Source organism: Pseudomonas sp. WAC2 (genome assembly GCF_030403525.1).
Classification (GTDB): domain Bacteria; phylum Pseudomonadota; class Gammaproteobacteria; order Pseudomonadales; family Pseudomonadaceae; genus Chryseomonas; species Chryseomonas luteola.
The window spans coordinates 436932-454056 of the sequence record NZ_JAUEPD010000004.1 but is presented as its reverse complement, the minus strand read 5'-3'; the positions used below and the strand labels follow the sequence as shown (position 1 = coordinate 454056).

At 55.7% G+C, this 17125-nt stretch carries 15 protein-coding genes; 6 read left to right on the top strand and 9 right to left on the bottom strand.

Going from position 1 to position 17125, the window contains the following annotated elements; genetic code table 11:
* Nucleotide 1: 1 nt before the first annotated feature.
* Entirely contained in the window at nt 2-2215 is a 2214-nt protein-coding gene (locus QWJ10_RS11625; RefSeq protein WP_289926469.1) for a TonB-dependent hemoglobin/transferrin/lactoferrin family receptor, read from the top strand.
* 162 nt (nt 2216-2377) lie between these two features.
* Entirely contained in the window at nt 2378-2590 is a 213-nt protein-coding gene (locus QWJ10_RS11620; protein ID WP_197871525.1) for a hypothetical protein, read from the top strand.
* A 43-nt stretch (nt 2591-2633) separates the two neighbouring features.
* On the opposite strand, the gene QWJ10_RS11615 is transcribed toward QWJ10_RS11620, so the two are convergent.
* Nucleotides 2634-4892, bottom strand: a complete 2259-nt coding sequence (locus tag QWJ10_RS11615) for a xanthine dehydrogenase family protein molybdopterin-binding subunit (protein ID WP_289926466.1) — start codon at nt 4890-4892, stop codon at nt 2634-2636.
* 188 nt (nt 4893-5080) lie between these two features.
* On the opposite strand from QWJ10_RS11615, the gene QWJ10_RS11610 reads away from it, so the two are divergent.
* The 3 genes from QWJ10_RS11610 to QWJ10_RS11600 all read left to right on the top strand — a co-directional run bounded on the left by QWJ10_RS11610 (nt 5081) and on the right by QWJ10_RS11600 (nt 8987).
* Entirely contained in the window at nt 5081-5854 is a 774-nt protein-coding gene (locus QWJ10_RS11610; protein WP_289926464.1) for a glucose 1-dehydrogenase, read from the top strand.
* Between the two features lie 453 nt (nt 5855-6307).
* Nucleotides 6308-8218, top strand: coding sequence for a 3-dehydroshikimate dehydratase QuiC (gene quiC, locus QWJ10_RS11605; RefSeq protein ID WP_289926460.1), 1911 nt, complete (start codon nt 6308-6310; stop codon nt 8216-8218).
* Nucleotides 8219-8312: 94 nt separating this feature from the next.
* Entirely contained in the window at nt 8313-8987 is a 675-nt protein-coding gene (locus tag QWJ10_RS11600) for a TetR/AcrR family transcriptional regulator (RefSeq protein ID WP_019364568.1), read from the top strand.
* Nucleotides 8988-9044: 57 nt separating this feature from the next.
* Here the strand turns inward: QWJ10_RS11600 and QWJ10_RS11595 are convergent, their stop codons facing one another.
* The 8 genes from QWJ10_RS11595 to QWJ10_RS11560 all read right to left on the bottom strand — a co-directional run bounded on the left by QWJ10_RS11595 (nt 9045) and on the right by QWJ10_RS11560 (nt 16014).
* Nucleotides 9045-10055 carry a TRAP transporter substrate-binding protein gene (locus QWJ10_RS11595; RefSeq protein ID WP_289926459.1) on the bottom strand — a complete coding sequence of 337 codons (1011 nt, stop codon included), beginning with the start codon at nt 10053-10055 and terminating at the stop codon, nt 9045-9047.
* Between the two features lie 50 nt (nt 10056-10105).
* Nucleotides 10106-11386, bottom strand: a complete 1281-nt coding sequence (locus QWJ10_RS11590) for a TRAP transporter large permease subunit (protein ID WP_289926457.1) — start codon at nt 11384-11386, stop codon at nt 10106-10108.
* Nucleotides 11386-11934 (bottom strand): TRAP transporter small permease, encoded by a 549-nt coding sequence (locus QWJ10_RS11585; protein ID WP_074828391.1) that lies wholly within the window; start codon nt 11932-11934, stop codon nt 11386-11388. The genes QWJ10_RS11590 and QWJ10_RS11585 overlap by 1 nt, the downstream gene beginning before the upstream one ends.
* Before the next feature lie 95 nt (nt 11935-12029).
* Entirely contained in the window at nt 12030-13358 is a 1329-nt protein-coding gene (locus tag QWJ10_RS11580; RefSeq protein WP_289926450.1) for an MFS transporter, read from the bottom strand.
* A gap of 41 nt (nt 13359-13399) precedes the next feature.
* On the bottom strand, nt 13400-14260 hold the full coding sequence (locus tag QWJ10_RS11575; RefSeq protein ID WP_289926448.1) for a shikimate dehydrogenase: 861 nt from the start codon (nt 14258-14260) through the stop codon (nt 13400-13402).
* Between the two features lie 5 nt (nt 14261-14265).
* A complete protein-coding gene (gene aroQ, locus QWJ10_RS11570; RefSeq protein WP_010798918.1) occupies nt 14266-14712 on the bottom strand; it encodes a type II 3-dehydroquinate dehydratase in 447 nt (148 codons plus the stop codon).
* A gap of 374 nt (nt 14713-15086) precedes the next feature.
* Complete coding sequence (locus tag QWJ10_RS11565; protein WP_074828382.1) at nt 15087-15575, bottom strand: DMT family transporter; 489 nt, start codon at nt 15573-15575, stop codon at nt 15087-15089.
* 10 nt (nt 15576-15585) lie between these two features.
* Nucleotides 15586-16014 carry a DMT family transporter gene (locus QWJ10_RS11560; protein ID WP_074828379.1) on the bottom strand — a complete coding sequence of 143 codons (429 nt, stop codon included), beginning with the start codon at nt 16012-16014 and terminating at the stop codon, nt 15586-15588.
* 86 nt (nt 16015-16100) lie between these two features.
* Here QWJ10_RS11560 and QWJ10_RS11555 point away from each other — a divergent pair, with 86 nt between their 5' ends.
* Entirely contained in the window at nt 16101-17048 is a 948-nt protein-coding gene (locus tag QWJ10_RS11555; protein ID WP_289926442.1) for a LysR family transcriptional regulator, read from the top strand.
* Nucleotides 17049-17125: the final 77 nt, after the last annotated feature.

Here is a 17125-nt window from a genome sequence, read left to right as displayed (position 1 = left end):
TATGAATATATCTCCGCCGTTTCCGCTTCGCCCGTGGATTGTCCTGCTGTGCCTGACACCTGGCTTTACAGCCGCCGCCGAAAGCGCCAGCGCTCTTCCAGCCACTACCATCACTGCAACCTTTACCGAACAGCCAATCACCGCCGTTCCCACTACCGTCACGGTCAAGGAACAGACGGATATAGACCGGGAAAATATCAATACCATCAGGGATCTGGTGCGGCATGAGCCGGGTGTCAGTGTAGGAGGTACAGGGCACGCAGCTGGCATTAACGGTTTCAATATCCGGGGGATCGACGGCAACCGAGTCTTGACCCAGATTGATGGCGTGACGGTACCGGACGCGTATGCGTTTGGCCCTTATGCTAATACCCGGCGAAATTATGTTGATCCCGACCTTGTCAAGCGGGTAGAGATTCTGCGTGGCCCGGCTTCTGCTCTGTATGGAAGTGATGCCATCGGTGGTGCTGTCAGCTACTTCACGCTTGATCCAGAAGATCTGCTCAGAGAGGGTAGGAACTATGGTGCCCGGTTCAAGACAGGATACAGCTCCGCTGATCGTAGTTGGTTGACCTCCGGTACAGTGGCAGGCCGGACCGGCGATTTCGATGCGCTGGTGCATTATGGCAAGCGCAGCGGGCACGAAGCGGAGTCGTATGGTGACCATCATGGACTCGGTAGCAGCCGTACCGCAGCCAACCCAGAGGATCACGACAGCTACAACGTGCTGGCGAAACTAGGCTATCACTACGGTGACGACAGCCGTTTGCAATTGACCTATGAGCATTATCGCTCACGTTTGGACGGTGATATCAAAAGTGCACCGACCCGTATTTTCGGCGTACAGACGCGTAGTTATCTGGGACGTAATGTCGTTGATGTAGAGGAACGAGAGCGCTTCAGTCTGGAAAACGCACTGAGCCTGACTACCGGCTTCGCTGATCGTTGGACCACGTTGCTCAGCTACCAAAACGGTGGGACGGATCAGCGCACTTACCAGCCCAATAGCAGCGCCAGCTATTACCGTAAGACGACGTATGAAGAGCGTACATGGGCATTCGATAACAAATTCGACAAGCATTTCGCCATGGGCGAGAGCGAGCATCTGGTGACTTATGGACTGCGTTATGAGCACCAGGAGGTCAACGGTTTGCGGACAGGGACATCCAACCGTGGTGTGGCTAATCTTTATGCCAGCGATTTTCCATCGCCTGCGGTGGACACCTGGGGAACGTTTGTTCAGGACCAGATCGATATAGGGGCCTGGACCTTTCTGCCAGCATTACGCTATGACCATACGACGCTGAAGCCGGATACCAATAAAGCCTATCTCGCCGGGTTGGCCAGCAGTACGGCTTTCGATGATAGCGAAAAGAGCTGGCACCACGTTTCACCAAAACTAGGCGTGACCTATCGCTTCAATGATCATTACAGTGTCTTCGGCCAGTACGCCGAGGGCTTCCGCACACCAACACCCAAAGCGTTATATGGCAACTTCACCAATGAAAGCGCAGGTTACCAGGTGGTGGGCAATGCCAACCTTGATCCGGAAACCAGCCGTGGCGTTGAGTTGGGGTTTAGAGGACACTTCGATCAGGGCAGTTTCAGTGTCGCGGTGTTCTATAACAAATATCGCGATTTTATTGAAGAGGATGCCCTAGGCGGAGGGGGCAGTTATGCTGTTTTCCAGTCCAGCAATATCAGTCATGCCACGATCAAAGGCGCCGAAGCCAAAGGGCATCTAGAACTGGACACCGTTGGCCTGCCTGAGGGCGTCTACAGCGAAGGCACCATCGCCTACGCCTGGGGCCGCAACGATGACACAGGTCAGCCGCTCAATAGCGTGAATCCGCTGACAGGGGTCTTCAGCCTCGGATACGACGATCGTGCAGTTCAATATGGCGGTCGTCTCGACTGGACACTGGTACAACGCAAGAGGCGTGTCGATGACGCCAGCTATCACGCTGCCGACGGTAGGACGCAGTTTCGCACGCCGGGGTTTGGCGTACTGGATCTTACGGCTTACTACAAGCTCACCCGCGATCTCACGGTCAACGCTGGACTCTACAACCTCACCGACAAGAAATACTGGCTGTGGGATGATCTGCGAGGTTATGACACGACCGGAGAAGGCGGAATGCTGGCGCCAGCCAATATTGACCGCCTGAGTCAACCTGGCCGAAATGTATCGATGAATATTGTCTGGGAAATTTGAGCATTTGGGGTAAGGGGCATCAGTAAAACAGGAGCTGACCGCCTCTAGCTTCGAATTGGAGGCGGGTCTACAAATATCTTTGGACATAAGTCTCACTTTAGGGAAAAATCCGCTCGCCTTGTTGCTTATGGCCTCGAAGTCCACTTTGGTGAGGAAGTCATTATGCGTTACTACGTTATTATCTGGCTGGGTATCGCCGCCTGCTTTGCCTTTATGCAAGCGGATCATGCGCTTCCTGCCGTTCTAAGTCTCATGGCCAGCTGGTTGGTTGCCTTGTTCTTCAAGCCTGCGCCGACACGAGTGCGTGGATTCTCTCCCGTGATTGATACGACGCCCCCTCGTGCGGTTGCTGATACGCCGGCAGGGCAAGTCTGAGCGCCTATGACAAGCCTAACAGTGTTATCGGCTGGTAACTTGTTTACAGAATAAGCCGCTTATCCAAGGTTAGGGGTAAGGTTCGAATCCGCTGTCCCGTTGCATGGAAAATGGCGTTGGCGACAGCAGCGGCTACGCCAACGACGGCAATCTCGCCAAGACCCTTGATGCCAAGGGGATGGCCGCGGCGGTCATCTTCCTCAATCATGATGATATCCAGATCCGGCACATCTGCCTGAGTGGGAATCAAAGCCTCGGAGAGGTCTGCATTCATCCAGCGGCCGTTGTGCCGGTCAAGACGCGTCTCTTCCATCAATGCCTGTCCCAGCCCCCATACCATTCCGCCCAAGAGCTGACTATGGGCAAGGGTTGGATTCACGATGCGACCACAGCCAAAGGCGCCTACCAGACGCTCAATCCTGAGAGTACCCAGTTGCGGATCTACCAGCACTTTGACGAATTGTGCGCCAAACGCGGCGCGTCCTACCTCGGGTGGATTGATCTGATCTGCGGTTCCGGCCTCGGCTTCAAGGTAATCCAGTTGGTGACGCGTCAGTAACGATACGAATGATTCCTGGCGACCTGTCTGTGAAACAAGGCCGCTTTCCTGGAGCTTCAGTTCTGCCGGGTTTGTCTTATAAAGCGTCGAGGCGGGATCTGTACTGGCCAGCGTACCCAGCTTCAGGCGCAACGCATCGGCTGCGGCGTGAAGCGCTGCGCCAAGACTCAGGGTTGTCGACGAGCTGGCCGTCAATGAGCTGTAGGGCAGTCGTGTGTCTCCCCATTCCAGTGTGACACTGCCCAACGGCAGCCCCAGCGCTTCGGTGGCAAGTTGTGACAGGGCCGTGGCGCTGCCCTGACCGATCTCATGGGTTGACGAGGAGGCGACCGCTGTTCCGTCTGCCCTTATCCGCATACGGGCGCAAGCGGCCATCTGCGCGACATGGTAAATGGACGTCGCCATGCCGTAGCCGACCTTGAATCGGCCCTCCTGCTGTGCACCCGGACGAGGATCGCGTGATTGCCAGCCAATACGTTCAGCCGCCGCCTGATAGCAGTCCTTGAGGGATTTGCTTGACCACTCATGACCGCTCTGCGGTTCCTGGTCAGCATAATTACGTAGGCGGGCCTCCAGAGGATCGATACCCTGCTGATAAGCCCATTCATCCATAGCGCTTTCGATCGCGAACTGGCTTACCGCCACACCGGGCGCACGCATCCAGCTGGGGGCATTAACGTCGAGCCGTGCGGTTTTATGCTGCGTACGCAGATGCTTGGAGGCGTAGAGCTTGGGCGTCATTTCGCCAACGGGTTCGATGAAGTTGGATGTGGTGGAGTTTTGGATCAAGGCGTCCTGCATCAGTACCTGTAATCGACCATCCTTCCCGCCGCCCAGACGGACCCGCTGCCGTGTGGCCCCGCGATAGGGCATCATGGAAAAGGTCTGGCGTCGTGTCAGGGCAAGCTTGACGGGTCGCCCGGTCCGCTTTGCCGCCATGGCCACCAGGAGCGGGTGGACGTTACCCTTTTTGCCTCCAAAGGCGCCACCCACGAAAGGCACGATTATCCGGACCTTGTCGCGTAATGCCTCTTCAGGTGAGCCAGTTTTCATGACCTCCATGAAATCCTTTTGCAGGCCCATGTCAAAGGCCTGAGCCAAGCCATATGCATCGCCATAGGAATATTGCGTGCCGAGGTACAGTGTCAGTCGCCCATGGCTATCCCACGCAGCGATTGCGGCGCCAGGCTCCAGGGCGTTGTGATGGTGAGAAGCCGTCTCGTAGACCTGCTCGAATGTCTGCTCGGCCATTGCAAAGGCGGTATCAGGATCGCCTCGCTCCGTTGTGCCAGGCTCACCGGCCCCCACCATTTGTGGCCGTTCGGCCTTTTGTTCGTCCAAAACCAGTAAGGGCGGCTGCTCGGGGGCTGCATAACGTATTGTTATACAGGCAGCGGCGCGCTGTGCCTGCTCAGCAGTGTCAGCGATCACCAGCGCAATAGGCTGCCCGCTGTAATGCAGCCGGTCATCCTGGAGTGGCTGAAAACGCGTCAGCTCTCCACCTGGCAGGGTATGAACGGGTTTGAGTTTTGGCGCGTCCAGGTGCGTCATCACACAGTGCACCCCTTCCAGTGCGAGCGCGGCGGCCGTATCGATAGCCTCAATGCGCCCTGTTGCTTGCATACTTTGAACCACGGTTGCATGAGCCAGTGGTCCGTCTCCCGGCCCATGGGCAAGATCCGCCGTGTAGCAGGCCTTGCCGGTGACTTTGTCATACGCTTCGAGACGGTGGGGCGCTTTCATTGCAGAAACCTCATAACAGAAGCCAGCCTCTCTCTAATGAGGACACCATGGTCAAAAAGGCGGTTCCAGTAGGTGCCTTGTTCCTCTGCCTGACGAGTGGGGCAGTAGAGGTGGGATACACACGGTCCATCGTAATAACCGTGAGGGTATGGCCCTCATACATCTCAACCCACCCATAAGGAGACGATATGAGCAAGCTGGCAGGTAAAATCGCGGTTATAACCGGTGCTGATTCGGGTATGGGAAAGGCCATGGCAGCCGTGTTCGCGCGGGAAGGTGCTCATGTGGCGATTACGTATCACTCCGATCAGCAAGGTGCTCAGGACACCCTCGAGCAAGTCCGCAACGCAGGGGGCCGCGGTCTGGTAAGGCAAGTGGATGTCAGAGACGAACACAGTGTGTCGGCCCTGTTCAAGGCAGTGGACGAGGAGCTGGGGACACCCGATATTCTGGTTAATAACGCCGGTACGGGCAAAAGCAAACCCATTACCGAACTGACTACTGAAGAATTCGATCTGGTGATCAAAACCGATCTATACGGGCCGTTTTTCTGTGCCCGTGAGTTCATCCGGCGCCGCCAGCAGGCCGGTGGGCAAGGAAAGATCATCAATATCACGTCTGTTCATGACTCAATCCCCAGCCCCAACAATGTGCCTTACGGCGCTGCCAAAGGTGGGCTTCTTACCATGACGCGCAGCCTTGCGTTGGAGCTTGCGCCGCTCAAGATCAATGTGAACGCTATTGCGCCAGGGCTTATCCGAACCCCGATGACAGAGGCTCGAGTCGACGATCCGCAAAAGCGCGAGGAAGAGCTGCCCAATATTCCCTGGAAGCGTCCCGGCTATCCTGAGGAGATTGCCGAGCTGGCGCTATATCTGGTCAGCCCTGAGTCCGACTACGTCACCGGTCAGAACTTTACGATTGATGGCGGGCTGGAAATGAATTGGGGGCAAGGCGCTTAGTGTAGAAGGCACCAGCAGGTCAGATCGGTGATGCTGTACTGATCAGGCCTGCCGCTGTTTTCTTTTCAGGAAGGCCCCTTTTCATGGCGTTTGCTCCAAAACGTTTCCCTCCGCGATCCCTTGCACAGGCATTTAGAACTGCCCTTCGTATGATCTCCCGCCGACAGTAGTGTTCAGGCTGATGAGCTTTCGAAACAGTCTTCAGACTGACACTCATAGTAGAGCTGTCTTGACTTCCGACAGAAAGCCAATACTACCTGAGGCAGAAAGGCAGATATGTTCGTTTATCGAACATAAACTAACCAGTGAGTACAAAATAATTTGTAAAAGGGGCACTATGAAGGTGAAAGCTATCCAGAGTTGATACCTATCACCGCTGTAGGCGCAAAGAAAACCGATCCGGGCAGCCGAGCGGCCTGGGTCCTACAATATGCCTGCCAAGAGGGACTGATTATGCAGCGCTCGATCGCCACGGTTTCCTTGAGTGGAACCCTGCCTGAAAAACTGGAAGCCATTGCTGCCGCAGGCTTCGACGGTGTGGAGATTTTTGAAAACGATCTGCTCACTTACGGCGGAACGCCGCGAGAAATCCGTCGAATATGCGCTGACCTGGGACTCGCTATCACATTGTTCCAACCTTTCCGCGATTTCGAGGGGTGTCCGCGTGACCGTTTGCCCCGTAACCTGGACCGGGCCGAGCGCAAGTTTGACCTGATGCAGGAGCTCGGTACGGATCTGATGCTGGTGTGCAGCAATGTAGCGGTCGACTCGATAGGCGAGGAGGCTATTCTGGCGGATGACCTTCGCCTGCTGGGTGAGCGGGCGGGTGCACGCGGCATGCGCATAGGATACGAAGCCCTCGCATGGGGGCGGCACGTCAAGACCTGGCATCAGGTCTGGTCGATTGTGCAACAGGTCGATTACCCCAGCGTGGGTGTGTTGCTGGACAGTTTTCATACCCTGTCATTGAGGGATGATCCTGCCGGTATCGCCAGTATTCCGGGTGACAAGATCTTTTTTGTGCAAATGGCTGATGCACCGATTCTCAATATGGATGTACTGGAGTGGAGCCGGCACTTCCGTTGTTTCCCGGGGCAGGGCGAATTTGATCTAGCCGGTTTCCTGGCGCCGATTCTGCGCTCGGGGTATACCGGTCCGCTCTCACTTGAAGTATTCAACGATGGTTTTCGCGCAGCACCTCCACGGGCCAATGCAGCTGATGGTTTCCGTTCCTTGCTTTACCTGGAGGAACAAACCCGCAACCGCCTGGCCAATGAACCGCCTGCCGATCCGGTTGCGCCGGAGCTGTTGTTCGATCCGGTGCCGCCGCTCGAATTTAACGGTATCGAATTTCTGGAGTTTGCCGTAGACGAGCCACTTCGTGCAGAACTTACGCAATGGCTAACCCGTCTGGGTTTTGCTCAGGCCGGGCAGCATCGCTCTAAGAACGTTACCTTGCTCAGGCAAGGAAGCACCAATCTCGTCCTCAATGCCGAGCCTTATTCGTTTGCCCATAACTTTTTCGAAGTTCATGGACCTTCGCTGTGTGCCAAGGCCCTGCGGGTCAGTGATAGCGCAAAGGCCATGGAACGTGCCTGCCAGTATGGTGCGCAGCCATATCGCGGCCTGGTAGGCCCGAACGAGCGTGAGATTCCTGCGGTACGTGCACCGGATGGAGGCCTGATCTACTTTGTCGCCTCTGGCACGGATGGGCGCTCGATCTACGATACAGACTTCAACCTGAGCGCAACCTCGTCCACGGACGATGTACTCAACACCATCGATCATGTGGCCATGGCGCTGCCCGCAGACAGCCTCGACACCTGGGTACTGTTCTACAAGAGCCTGCTTAATTTCAAGGCTGACGATGAAGTTGTGCTGCCGGATCCCTATGGTCTGGTGAAAAGCCGTGCGCTGCGCAGTCCCTGCGGGTCGATACGTATGGCGCTCAACATTTCGGAAAATCGTAATACGGCCATCTCCCGAGCCTTATCGAGCTACCGTGGATCAGGCGTCCACCATATCGCATTCGAATGTGATGACATCTTTGCGGCCGCTGCCCAGGCCAAGGAGGCCGGAGTGCCGTTATTGGAGATTCCGTATAACTACTACGACGACCTCTCGGCGCGGTACGGCTTTGACGATGACTACCTGAGCCGGTTGGCCTATTACAATGTGCTCTATGATCGGGACGCACAGGGAGGCGAGCTGTTCCATGTTTATACGGAGCCGTTCGCGGATCGCTTCTTTTTCGAAGTTCTACAACGCAAAAGCAGTTACAGTGGCTATGGTGCTGCCAATACGCCGGTCCGCCTGGCGGCCATGGCTCAGGCGCGCATCCGAAAGACGGCCGGACGTCTTTGAAGGTAGGGCTGTGCCCTACGTGGCATAGCCCTACCTTAATCCAATAACAACAACTACCATAAGGTTTTTGAACCTGCCAATGACACAACCAATAATGGCTGCCGAATCCCTTAGCCCCGATGCTGTAAAAACGCAGTCTGTTCCCCGACTGCCACGAAAGAACAACCCCGAAGAAACCAAGCAGGAAATCCTCCTGGCGGCGGTTGCCGAGTTTGCGGAAAACGGCCTGAGCGGGGCGAGAGTCGATGCCATTGCCGAGCGCACCCGAACATCGAAGCGCATGATCTATTACTACTTCGAGAGTAAGGATCAGCTCTACTCTGCGGTACTGGAAAAGCTCTACGGGGAAATCCGCTCGACCGAGTCCCAGATGCATCTGGATGCGCTCGAACCGGTAGAAGCCATTCGGCGACTGGTCGAGTTCACGTTTGACTACCACGATCTGAATGTCGATTTCGTTCGGATCGTGTGTATCGAGAATATCCATCAGGGAAATTACATTCGCCAGTCACAGGCCATTACCTCAGTCAACTCGTCGATTGTTCAGACCATCTCTAGGATTCTGGTGCGTGGCGTAGAACAGGGTGTTTTTCGGGAGGGGCTGGATCCACTTGAGTTGCACATGATGATGAGCTCGTTCTGCTTCTATCGGGTGTCCAACCGCTATACCTTTTCATCGATCCACCAGATCGACCTGACGGATGCAGATAACCGGGAGCGGCACAAGGAACTCATTTGCGATGTGGTGCTGCGCTATGTCTGCAAATGACTGGTTGGAACGCGAATACCGCTGCATCAATTCATGCAGCGGTATCGAGAGGCGGGCTTACCGTGACTTCCGCGCTTTTTGTATTTCGTCATCCAGCATCTTGACCAGAGCGGGGTCGACATCCTTCGACAGTTTTTCAATGACTGGCTTGGTCTTTTCCCTGAATCGGTCCATCTCTTCCGGCGTGATTTCATTGACGGCCATGTGGCCTGTCAAGGTTTGATAGGCACTGTCCTGAGCCTGCCCGGAGACCATGCGCTGATAGGCCTGAGCCTCAGCGGCGGCCTCGGTAATGACCTTGCGCTCATCCTCGTTCAGCTTGTTCCATGACTTTTCGCCTATGATGAACGATTGCGGGTTGTACACGTGGCGTGTCACCGATAGGTATTTCTGCACCTCGTAGAACTTGCTGCCCAGAATCACGGTATTAGGGTTTTCCTGTCCATCAACGGTTCGCTGCTCAAGGCCCGTATACACTTCGGGGAAGGGCATCGGAACGGGGTTTGCACCCAATGCGGAAAATGTCTCCAGATAGCTGGGTGACTGTATGACACGGATCTTCAAGCCTTGCAGATCCTCCCAGCGGGCGATGGGCTTCTTGCTGTTGGTTATGTTGCGAAAGCCCAGATCCCAATATCCCAGGGTATGCAGGCCCTTGCCTTCCAGGCGTGTGGCCAGTGCCTGGCCCACCGGACCATCCATGACCTGCTGAGCCTCCTGAGCATCATTGAAGAGGAAGGGGAAATCCAGAATCGCGAAGTCCTTTACCTGGGCCGCCAGGATACCGGCATTGAGGACGGTCAGGTCCAGTGTGCCGCCCTGAATGGCCGATACGGTTTGCAGATCACCGCCGAGCGTGCCGCCTGGAAAGAGCCGCACCTTGATCTTGCCCTCGCTCTTTTCCTTCACCAGATCTGCAAATTTCTGTGCGCCCTGACCCTGAGGATGTTCCTTCACATTCTGGAAGGCAAACCGTAAGGTCTGGTTACGCACCTCGGCAGCTACCGTGCCGGCATACAACACACCGATTGCGCAGGCGGTAGCCAAAGCTGTTTTAATCATCGTCATCTTGAAAGCTCCATCTTGTTTTTGTTGTTTGCGAAACGGGGTGCAGTGACTTAGCTAGCCAGGAATTTCATTGGGCCTGTCACCAGCACTGGGAAAATGACCAGCAGGAGCAGTACCAGCAACTGCGCCAGGAGAAAGGGCCAGACACCGCGGATGATTTCATTCATCTGGATCCCGGAGACGCCACATACGACGTTCAGGACGGTTCCGACCGGAGGTGTAATGAGTCCGATGGCGGTGTTGATCAAAAAGAGCACGCCAAAATACACAGGGTCGATACCCGCTTGAACAACGGTTGGCATCAGCACAGGCGTCAGGATCAGGATGGTGGGCGTCATGTCCATGACGGTGCCGACAATAATAATCAGCAGCATGATCATCAGCAGCAGTACGGTGGGGTTGCCCATGAACGGATCGAGCAGGTCAACCAGCTGGCCGGGGAGGTCGGCTATGGTCACCAGCCAGGACGAAACCATGGCAGCAGCGACCAATAGCATGACGACCGAGGTGGTTTTTGCCGCACTCAGGATGAGTTCATATAGGTCGCTGAGCTTCAGTTCCTTGTAGATCACCGTTGCCACGAATAACGCATAGACAGCAGCAACCACGGCGGCCTCGGTCGGTGTAAAGACGCCGAACTTCAAGCCAAACACGATGATCAGGGGCAGACCCAATGCCCAGCTGCCTTCAATGAGCGCCTGCGCAATTTCCCGGCCGGAACACTTGGGTGAGGTTTCTACGACCTCCTTGCGAGCGATCCACCACCAGGCAACCGCCAGAGCCGCACCGAGCATGAGCCCCGGCACAATACCGGCCAGAAACAGCTTGGAAATGGAGACACCGGAGGCGACACCGAAAATGATGAAACCAATGCTAGGAGGAATGATGGGTGCAATGATGCCCCCTGCTGCGATCAGGCCTGCCGACCGTTCGCGGCTGTGTCCAGCCGAGACCATCATCGGTACCAGAAGGGCGGCGAGGGCGGCGGCATCGGCGACGGCAGAACCGGACAGCGAAGCCAGAAGGCACGAGGCGATAATCGCCACGTAGCCAAGTCCACCTCGCTTGTGCCCTACCATGGACATCGCAATGTTTACAATCCGGCGAGACAGGCCACCTGCATTCATGATCTCGCCTGCGAGCATGAAAAACGGTACCGCCATCAATGGAAAACTGTCGGCACCGTTAAGCAGGTTTTGCGCAATGATCTGAGCGTCAAACAGATCCAGGTAATACATCATGGCGGCGCTTGCGACGAGCAGCGCAAAGGCGATCGGCATGCCGATGACCATACTGCCGACCAGAGAGCCCAGGAAAACGAAAAGAATCATCAGCTGCGCTCCCCTGAGGCTGTCTTGGGCGGGGTTACGAACGGTGTCTGCTTGTCCTTGGAGGAGGGCGAGGATACAGACGGCAGGGGAAGGAACAGTGCGGCATAGAGTTCGTACACCATGATGCCGACCGAGGTGATCCCAAAGACGAGCCCAGCCGAATAGAACACTGCCATGGACAGTCCCGATGCTGGCGCCAGTACGTCTTTATTGATGACCGCCTGTTGCCAGCTGCCCTGGATTATCAGCCACAGCATGTACAGCACGATCAGGTGAGAAAGGGTGAGACACAGGCGCTTGCCGCGGGCTGGCAGGGCTGCGAGCAGGCTACCCATGCCGATATGCGAGCGCTCCTTGAGGCCGATAATAGCCCCAAGGAACACCATGAATACAAACAGCCAGCGCGACAGTTCTTCCGATACGCTGATGCCGGAATTGAAGGCGTACCTCAAGACGACGTTGCCGAACACCAGAGCCACCATGCCAAGCATGCACAGCACCAGTAGAAGTTTGATGAAGCGAAAGTACAGGTCGATTATTGTTTTCATGACCATGCCTTTAGGTTTCTCTGCGTGTGTTGTGTTTGTTATGAATCACGAGAAACAACGACAGCCAGGCCCCACGCGTCCCTGCGCCGGGCCTTTTAAAGTTCTATACGCTTCACCTCTCCTAAAATGAAGATGTACGAAAATGCACCGATTAGGGCAAGAACACCAATAAACAGCAGTGCTCCCACAAACGAACCCGTGGTGGCTACGATAAAGCCGACCACCAGCGGCGTAATGATGCCGGCCAGATTGGCCGCCAGATTGAAGATGCCGCCGGTAAGGCCCATGAACTTCTTGGGCGCGATGTCAGAAATGACTGCCCACCCCAGGCCCACCATGCCTTGTCCAAAGAAGGCGATGGAGAGAATCGCGATGACTAGAGTGTCATTGTCGACATAGTTCGCCGCGATGATGGTAGAAGCCAGCAATAGCCCGCTGATAATGGGTAGCTTGCGGCCTACGCTGGCGTTACCGGTGCGCTTGATGATCCAGTCGGACAACCAGCCACCAAACATCACACCTACGGCCGCGGCAATGAACGGCAGTACTGCAAAGAACCCGATCTTTACCCAACCCATATGGCGCTCGGTGGCCAGATAGGTGGGGAACCAGGTCAGAAAGAAAACCAGGGTGGCGTTACCGGCAAACTGACCGATGCACGCTCCCCAGATCTGCCGGTATTTGAGCAACTGGCTGACATTGCTCCACGTAAAGGGAACGCGTTCCTGCGAGGGGGCTGATAAGCCACCGCCAGCCTTGATGTGCTCCCGCTCCGCCTGATTCATGGCAGGGTCTTCATGGGGCTCACGGTAGCGCTTCCACCAGAGCAGGCCGAAGGCGATGCCAATGCCTCCGATGATCATGAACAGCGCGCGCCAGCCAAAGTGCGCGAGAATCATGAACAGTACCGGACTGAGAAAGGCCAAGCCGATGTATTCACCCACGGTATAAATACTCGTGGCGCGGGCACGCTCTTGCTGAGGGAACCAGGTACTGACCACTCGGCTGTTGGTGGGAAAGCACGGTGCTTCGGCAAACCCCAGCATCAGGCGCAATCCCAGCAGGGTATAGAAGCCTGAAGCAAATCCGTGCAGCAGCGTAGCGAACGACCAGGAGGTGATCGAGGCAAAATAGGTGAATTTCGATCCGAACCGATCGAGAAACACGCCACCGGGTACCTGAGCCAGCACATACGTCCAGGAAAAAGCAGAGAAGATCACACCCATGACCGCCGCATCAATCCCAAGCTCTTGGGTCATGACCGGCGCCGAGATACCCAGAATGGTCCGGTCCAGGTAATTGATCATGGTTCCGACCGCTAGCAGGGCAAGAATCACGAAGCGTGCCCGGGTTGGCTTTTGGGATGTGGTTCCAGCGTAAGAAGGGGCCTGCACTATCTGGCCTAGTTTACTATCGGCATGCATTGTTATTGTCCTGTGTCGCTTGGCACGAAATAGAAGGCTTGTCAGTCACCCAGGCTGGCGAAATGCGCCTGCATTCTCTGGGAATCAGCGTGCTGCCCGGTAAAGAGCTCAAACGCCTTCGCAGCCTGGAAGACCGCCATGCGGCTACCGTCCAGCGTCTGGCAACCGATCTCGCGGGCGTGCTTGAGCAGTTCGGTTTCCAGTGGAAAATAAATGATCTCAGCTACCCACACCTCGGGCCTGAGCAGTTTGGCCGGTAGCGGCATGCCTGGCAGCTTGGCCATACCCACCGGTGTCGTGTTGACCAGCCCTTGAGTCGCCTGCATGGCGGCGGTCAGGTCTGTTCCCACGCACGCACGATCAAGACCGAAAATAGCCTTGAGGTTGTCGACGAGCGCGTGGGCTTTGTCCTTATCGACATCAAAAACCGTCAATTCAGCTACCCCCTCGCGGAGTAAGGCATGAGCAACGGCTGCTCCGGCACCGCCAGCTCCCATCTGCGCAACGCGCTCGCGCGAGACGTCTGGCAGCCCACGGCGAAATCCTTCCGCAAACCCGAGACAATCAGTGTTATGACCTATCCGCTTGCCCGCTTTGAGCACTACGGTATTGACGGCGCCAATACCCAAGGCCTCCTCTGAAAGCTCATCCAGCAGTGGGATAATGGCCTGCTTGCAGGGAAAGGTGACATTCAGACCTGTGAATCCCATGCGCTCGGCTGCTGTGAGTAGTTCAGGCAGAGCGGACGCCTCAAGGCCAAGCGCATCGAGGTCGATCAGCCGATAGAGGTAGCGAATGCCTTGGGCATCACCCTCATGCTCATGCATGGAAGGCGTACGGGAGGATTGAATACCCGAGCCAATCAGACCGGCCAGGACAGAAGGAGAAAATAGAGTGGACATAATGGTTACTTCTTGTTCGTGAAGACGTGAGCGAAGTACTCGATGGCCATGCGATAGCCCGCCACACCAAAGCCGCATAGGACGCCTACGGCAATGGGTGAGACAAAGGAGTGATGCCTGAAGGCTTCGCGCTGATGAACGTTGGAGAGATGGACTTCCACCACGGGCAGCGCTACCGCTGTCAGGGCATCTCGGATCGCAACGGAGGTATGAGTCCAGGCCGCGGGATTGATGATAATTCCAGCATGGGCGGTTCGCGCCTGGTGAATCCAGTCGATCAGCTCACCTTCGTGGTTGGTTTGGCGGAAATCGATCTGTAGGCCGAGCGTGTCGGCTGCTTCATGACAAAGCTGAGCGACATCGTTGAGGGTCTCGTAACCATAGATCTGTGGTTCACGGGTTCCCAGCAGGTTAAGGTTTGGGCCGTTGAGGATGAGAAGAGAGCAGGTCATCCAGAGCACTCCGTGTTGTTCTTATGATGTTTGGGCACGCTGAACAACAAAGTGTACTAACTGGTTAATACAGTCAATCCGCCTAGAAGGTGCTTTTTATCTATTGCTTGGGGGGAATCGACTTACCAAAGACAGCATCATCAAAAGGGGTCGGAAAAAAGTCTGAAAAATCAAAAGGTTCTTGATGGGGGGCGAATTTCTCTGTCGAGAAGGAGATAGTGTGCTGGGATGCAAAAACGTGCGGTTATCGTCCATGATGACGAAAGAGGGAAGCCTGCCCTAGGCGCTTACCCAAAGAACAAGCATCCCTATAACTCTAGGGAAGGAGGAGCGGATGGCAGAAGGCATCACTCAAGACACCTCCTGCCAGTTTGTCAGGTACGCTCCTCCACAGGATCAGCCTGAGGCGAACATTCCTGTATCCGATTACTCTGGTAAATCAGCGCCAGAGCGCCAAACAGCAGTGCGATAGCAACCAGGCGAGACACATCCAAGGGTCGCTCGGCATTCCCCAGCCAAGCAAAGTGATCGATGAGAAGACTCATCAGCAGCTGACCAGTAATGACGGCTACCGTAGCGGCAGCGGTGCCAACGCGAGGGATGGAAAACACCATCGCGAGCATATACACAACGCCAAACAGCGCACCGATCAGCTGCCATTTTGGAGCAGTGAAAAGTGTCATGGGATGAGGGGGTTCGAAGAAAAACACCAGCAAAAATGTAAGCAGGGCACCGCTGGTAAAAGTCAGCCAGGCGCTTTCCAGCACGCCTACCTGCGCGCCAAGCCGGCCGTTGATAGAGGACTGGGCACTGAGTACGGCGCCACTACCCAATACGGCAAAAAGAACCAGAAACTGGAGCATAGGATATACCTCAGTGAATCAGCCAGAGAGCGACCAAGATCAATAGGAACGCCATTACGCGATACCGGTCGACGGGACGGCGTGTGCTGCCTAGCAGACCAAAATGATCGATAACCAGACTGGCTCCTACCTGGCCGCACAGGATGCCCACCATGGTCATCCCGACACCAATCAGCGGCGTGGCAATGGTCAGTACGACGACATAGATAGGACCCAGAATGCCGCCCACCAGCAGCCAGCGTGGCTGACTGAATAATTGGGCCATTTTCGGGCGCGCAAAAATCAGCGCAAATGTGAGCAGTGCGGCGCCAACGAGAAAAATCGACAAGGTAGCGGAGAAGTGACCTATTTCCCCTCCCAGCGGCCCTAACAGGCCCGCCTCCATCGACAGACCCATGCCGGCAATCAGCACAACTAACAGAATCAGAGCGTGTTGCATGTTTATCCTCAAGAAAAAACAATGCGCTACGCTAGTAAGTTGTCATAATTGGAACAATCGGCTTTCAGACAAATAACTATTGTTTTATGAGCAACTCGCCTTCCATGCTGGCCTTGCGGCTGTTCGTCAGGGTCGCGTCGGTCAAGAGCTTTACGCAGACAGGCGCAGAGTTCAATTTGCCTGCCTCATCCGTTTCGCGCCATATCTCTGCGTTGGAGGCGACGTTGGGGCAGCGGCTCTTGTATCGCCACACTCGGGCAGTCCGATTGACCGAGGCAGGGGAGCGCTATTACCAACATGTTCGGGCCGCCCTGCTTCAGCTGGATATGGCGGCGGAGCAGATTGGTGGAGACACTTCAGAGCCGCAGGGAACACTTCGGCTCAATGCTGCCGTCGCGCTGGGGCGTCTGCATCTGGTTCCATTGCTGGTAGAGTTTCAAAAGCGATATCCAAAAATAGACGTCGAGCTGACATTAACGGATGCGTTTATTGATCCTGTGCAGGAAGGGGCTGACATTACTTTCCGAGTAGGACGCCTGGAAGATTCCAGCCTGGTGGCGCGCAGTTTAGGAGAGCAACGGTTCGTGGTGTGTGCTGCGCCGGTGTATCTGGAACGGCAGGGTATACCGCAAAGTCCCGGGGCGCTTGAGCATCACAACTGCCTAGTCTACAAGGGAATGCGCGGTGTGCGTCAGTGGTATTTCCGCTCTACAAGCCAGACACCCTTTCAGGCCTATCAGGCCAAAGGTAGCTTTAGAAGCAATAATGCCGAATGCCTGCTTGAGGCGGCGGTGCTTGGGGAGGGGATCGTACTGTTCCCGACATGGCTTGTGCATCAAGCGCTAAGCAGCGGTGCACTGGTAGCAGTGTTGACGGACTGGGAAGCGTCAGAGGATCTCGAAACCCACGCAGTGCATGTGATCTATCCGGAAAACCGCATGCGCTCAGCCAAGGTGAAGGTTTTTCTGGATTTCCTATTTCATCACGTCGGTCAGCCACCCTACTGGGACAATGGCTTGCCCGTTCAGCGTTGAGAGCGCTTAATCCTCGATGCCTGTAACAGCACGACTGACTTTGGGATGCGCGTGAAAAGCTTGGCAGACGTTGGCTA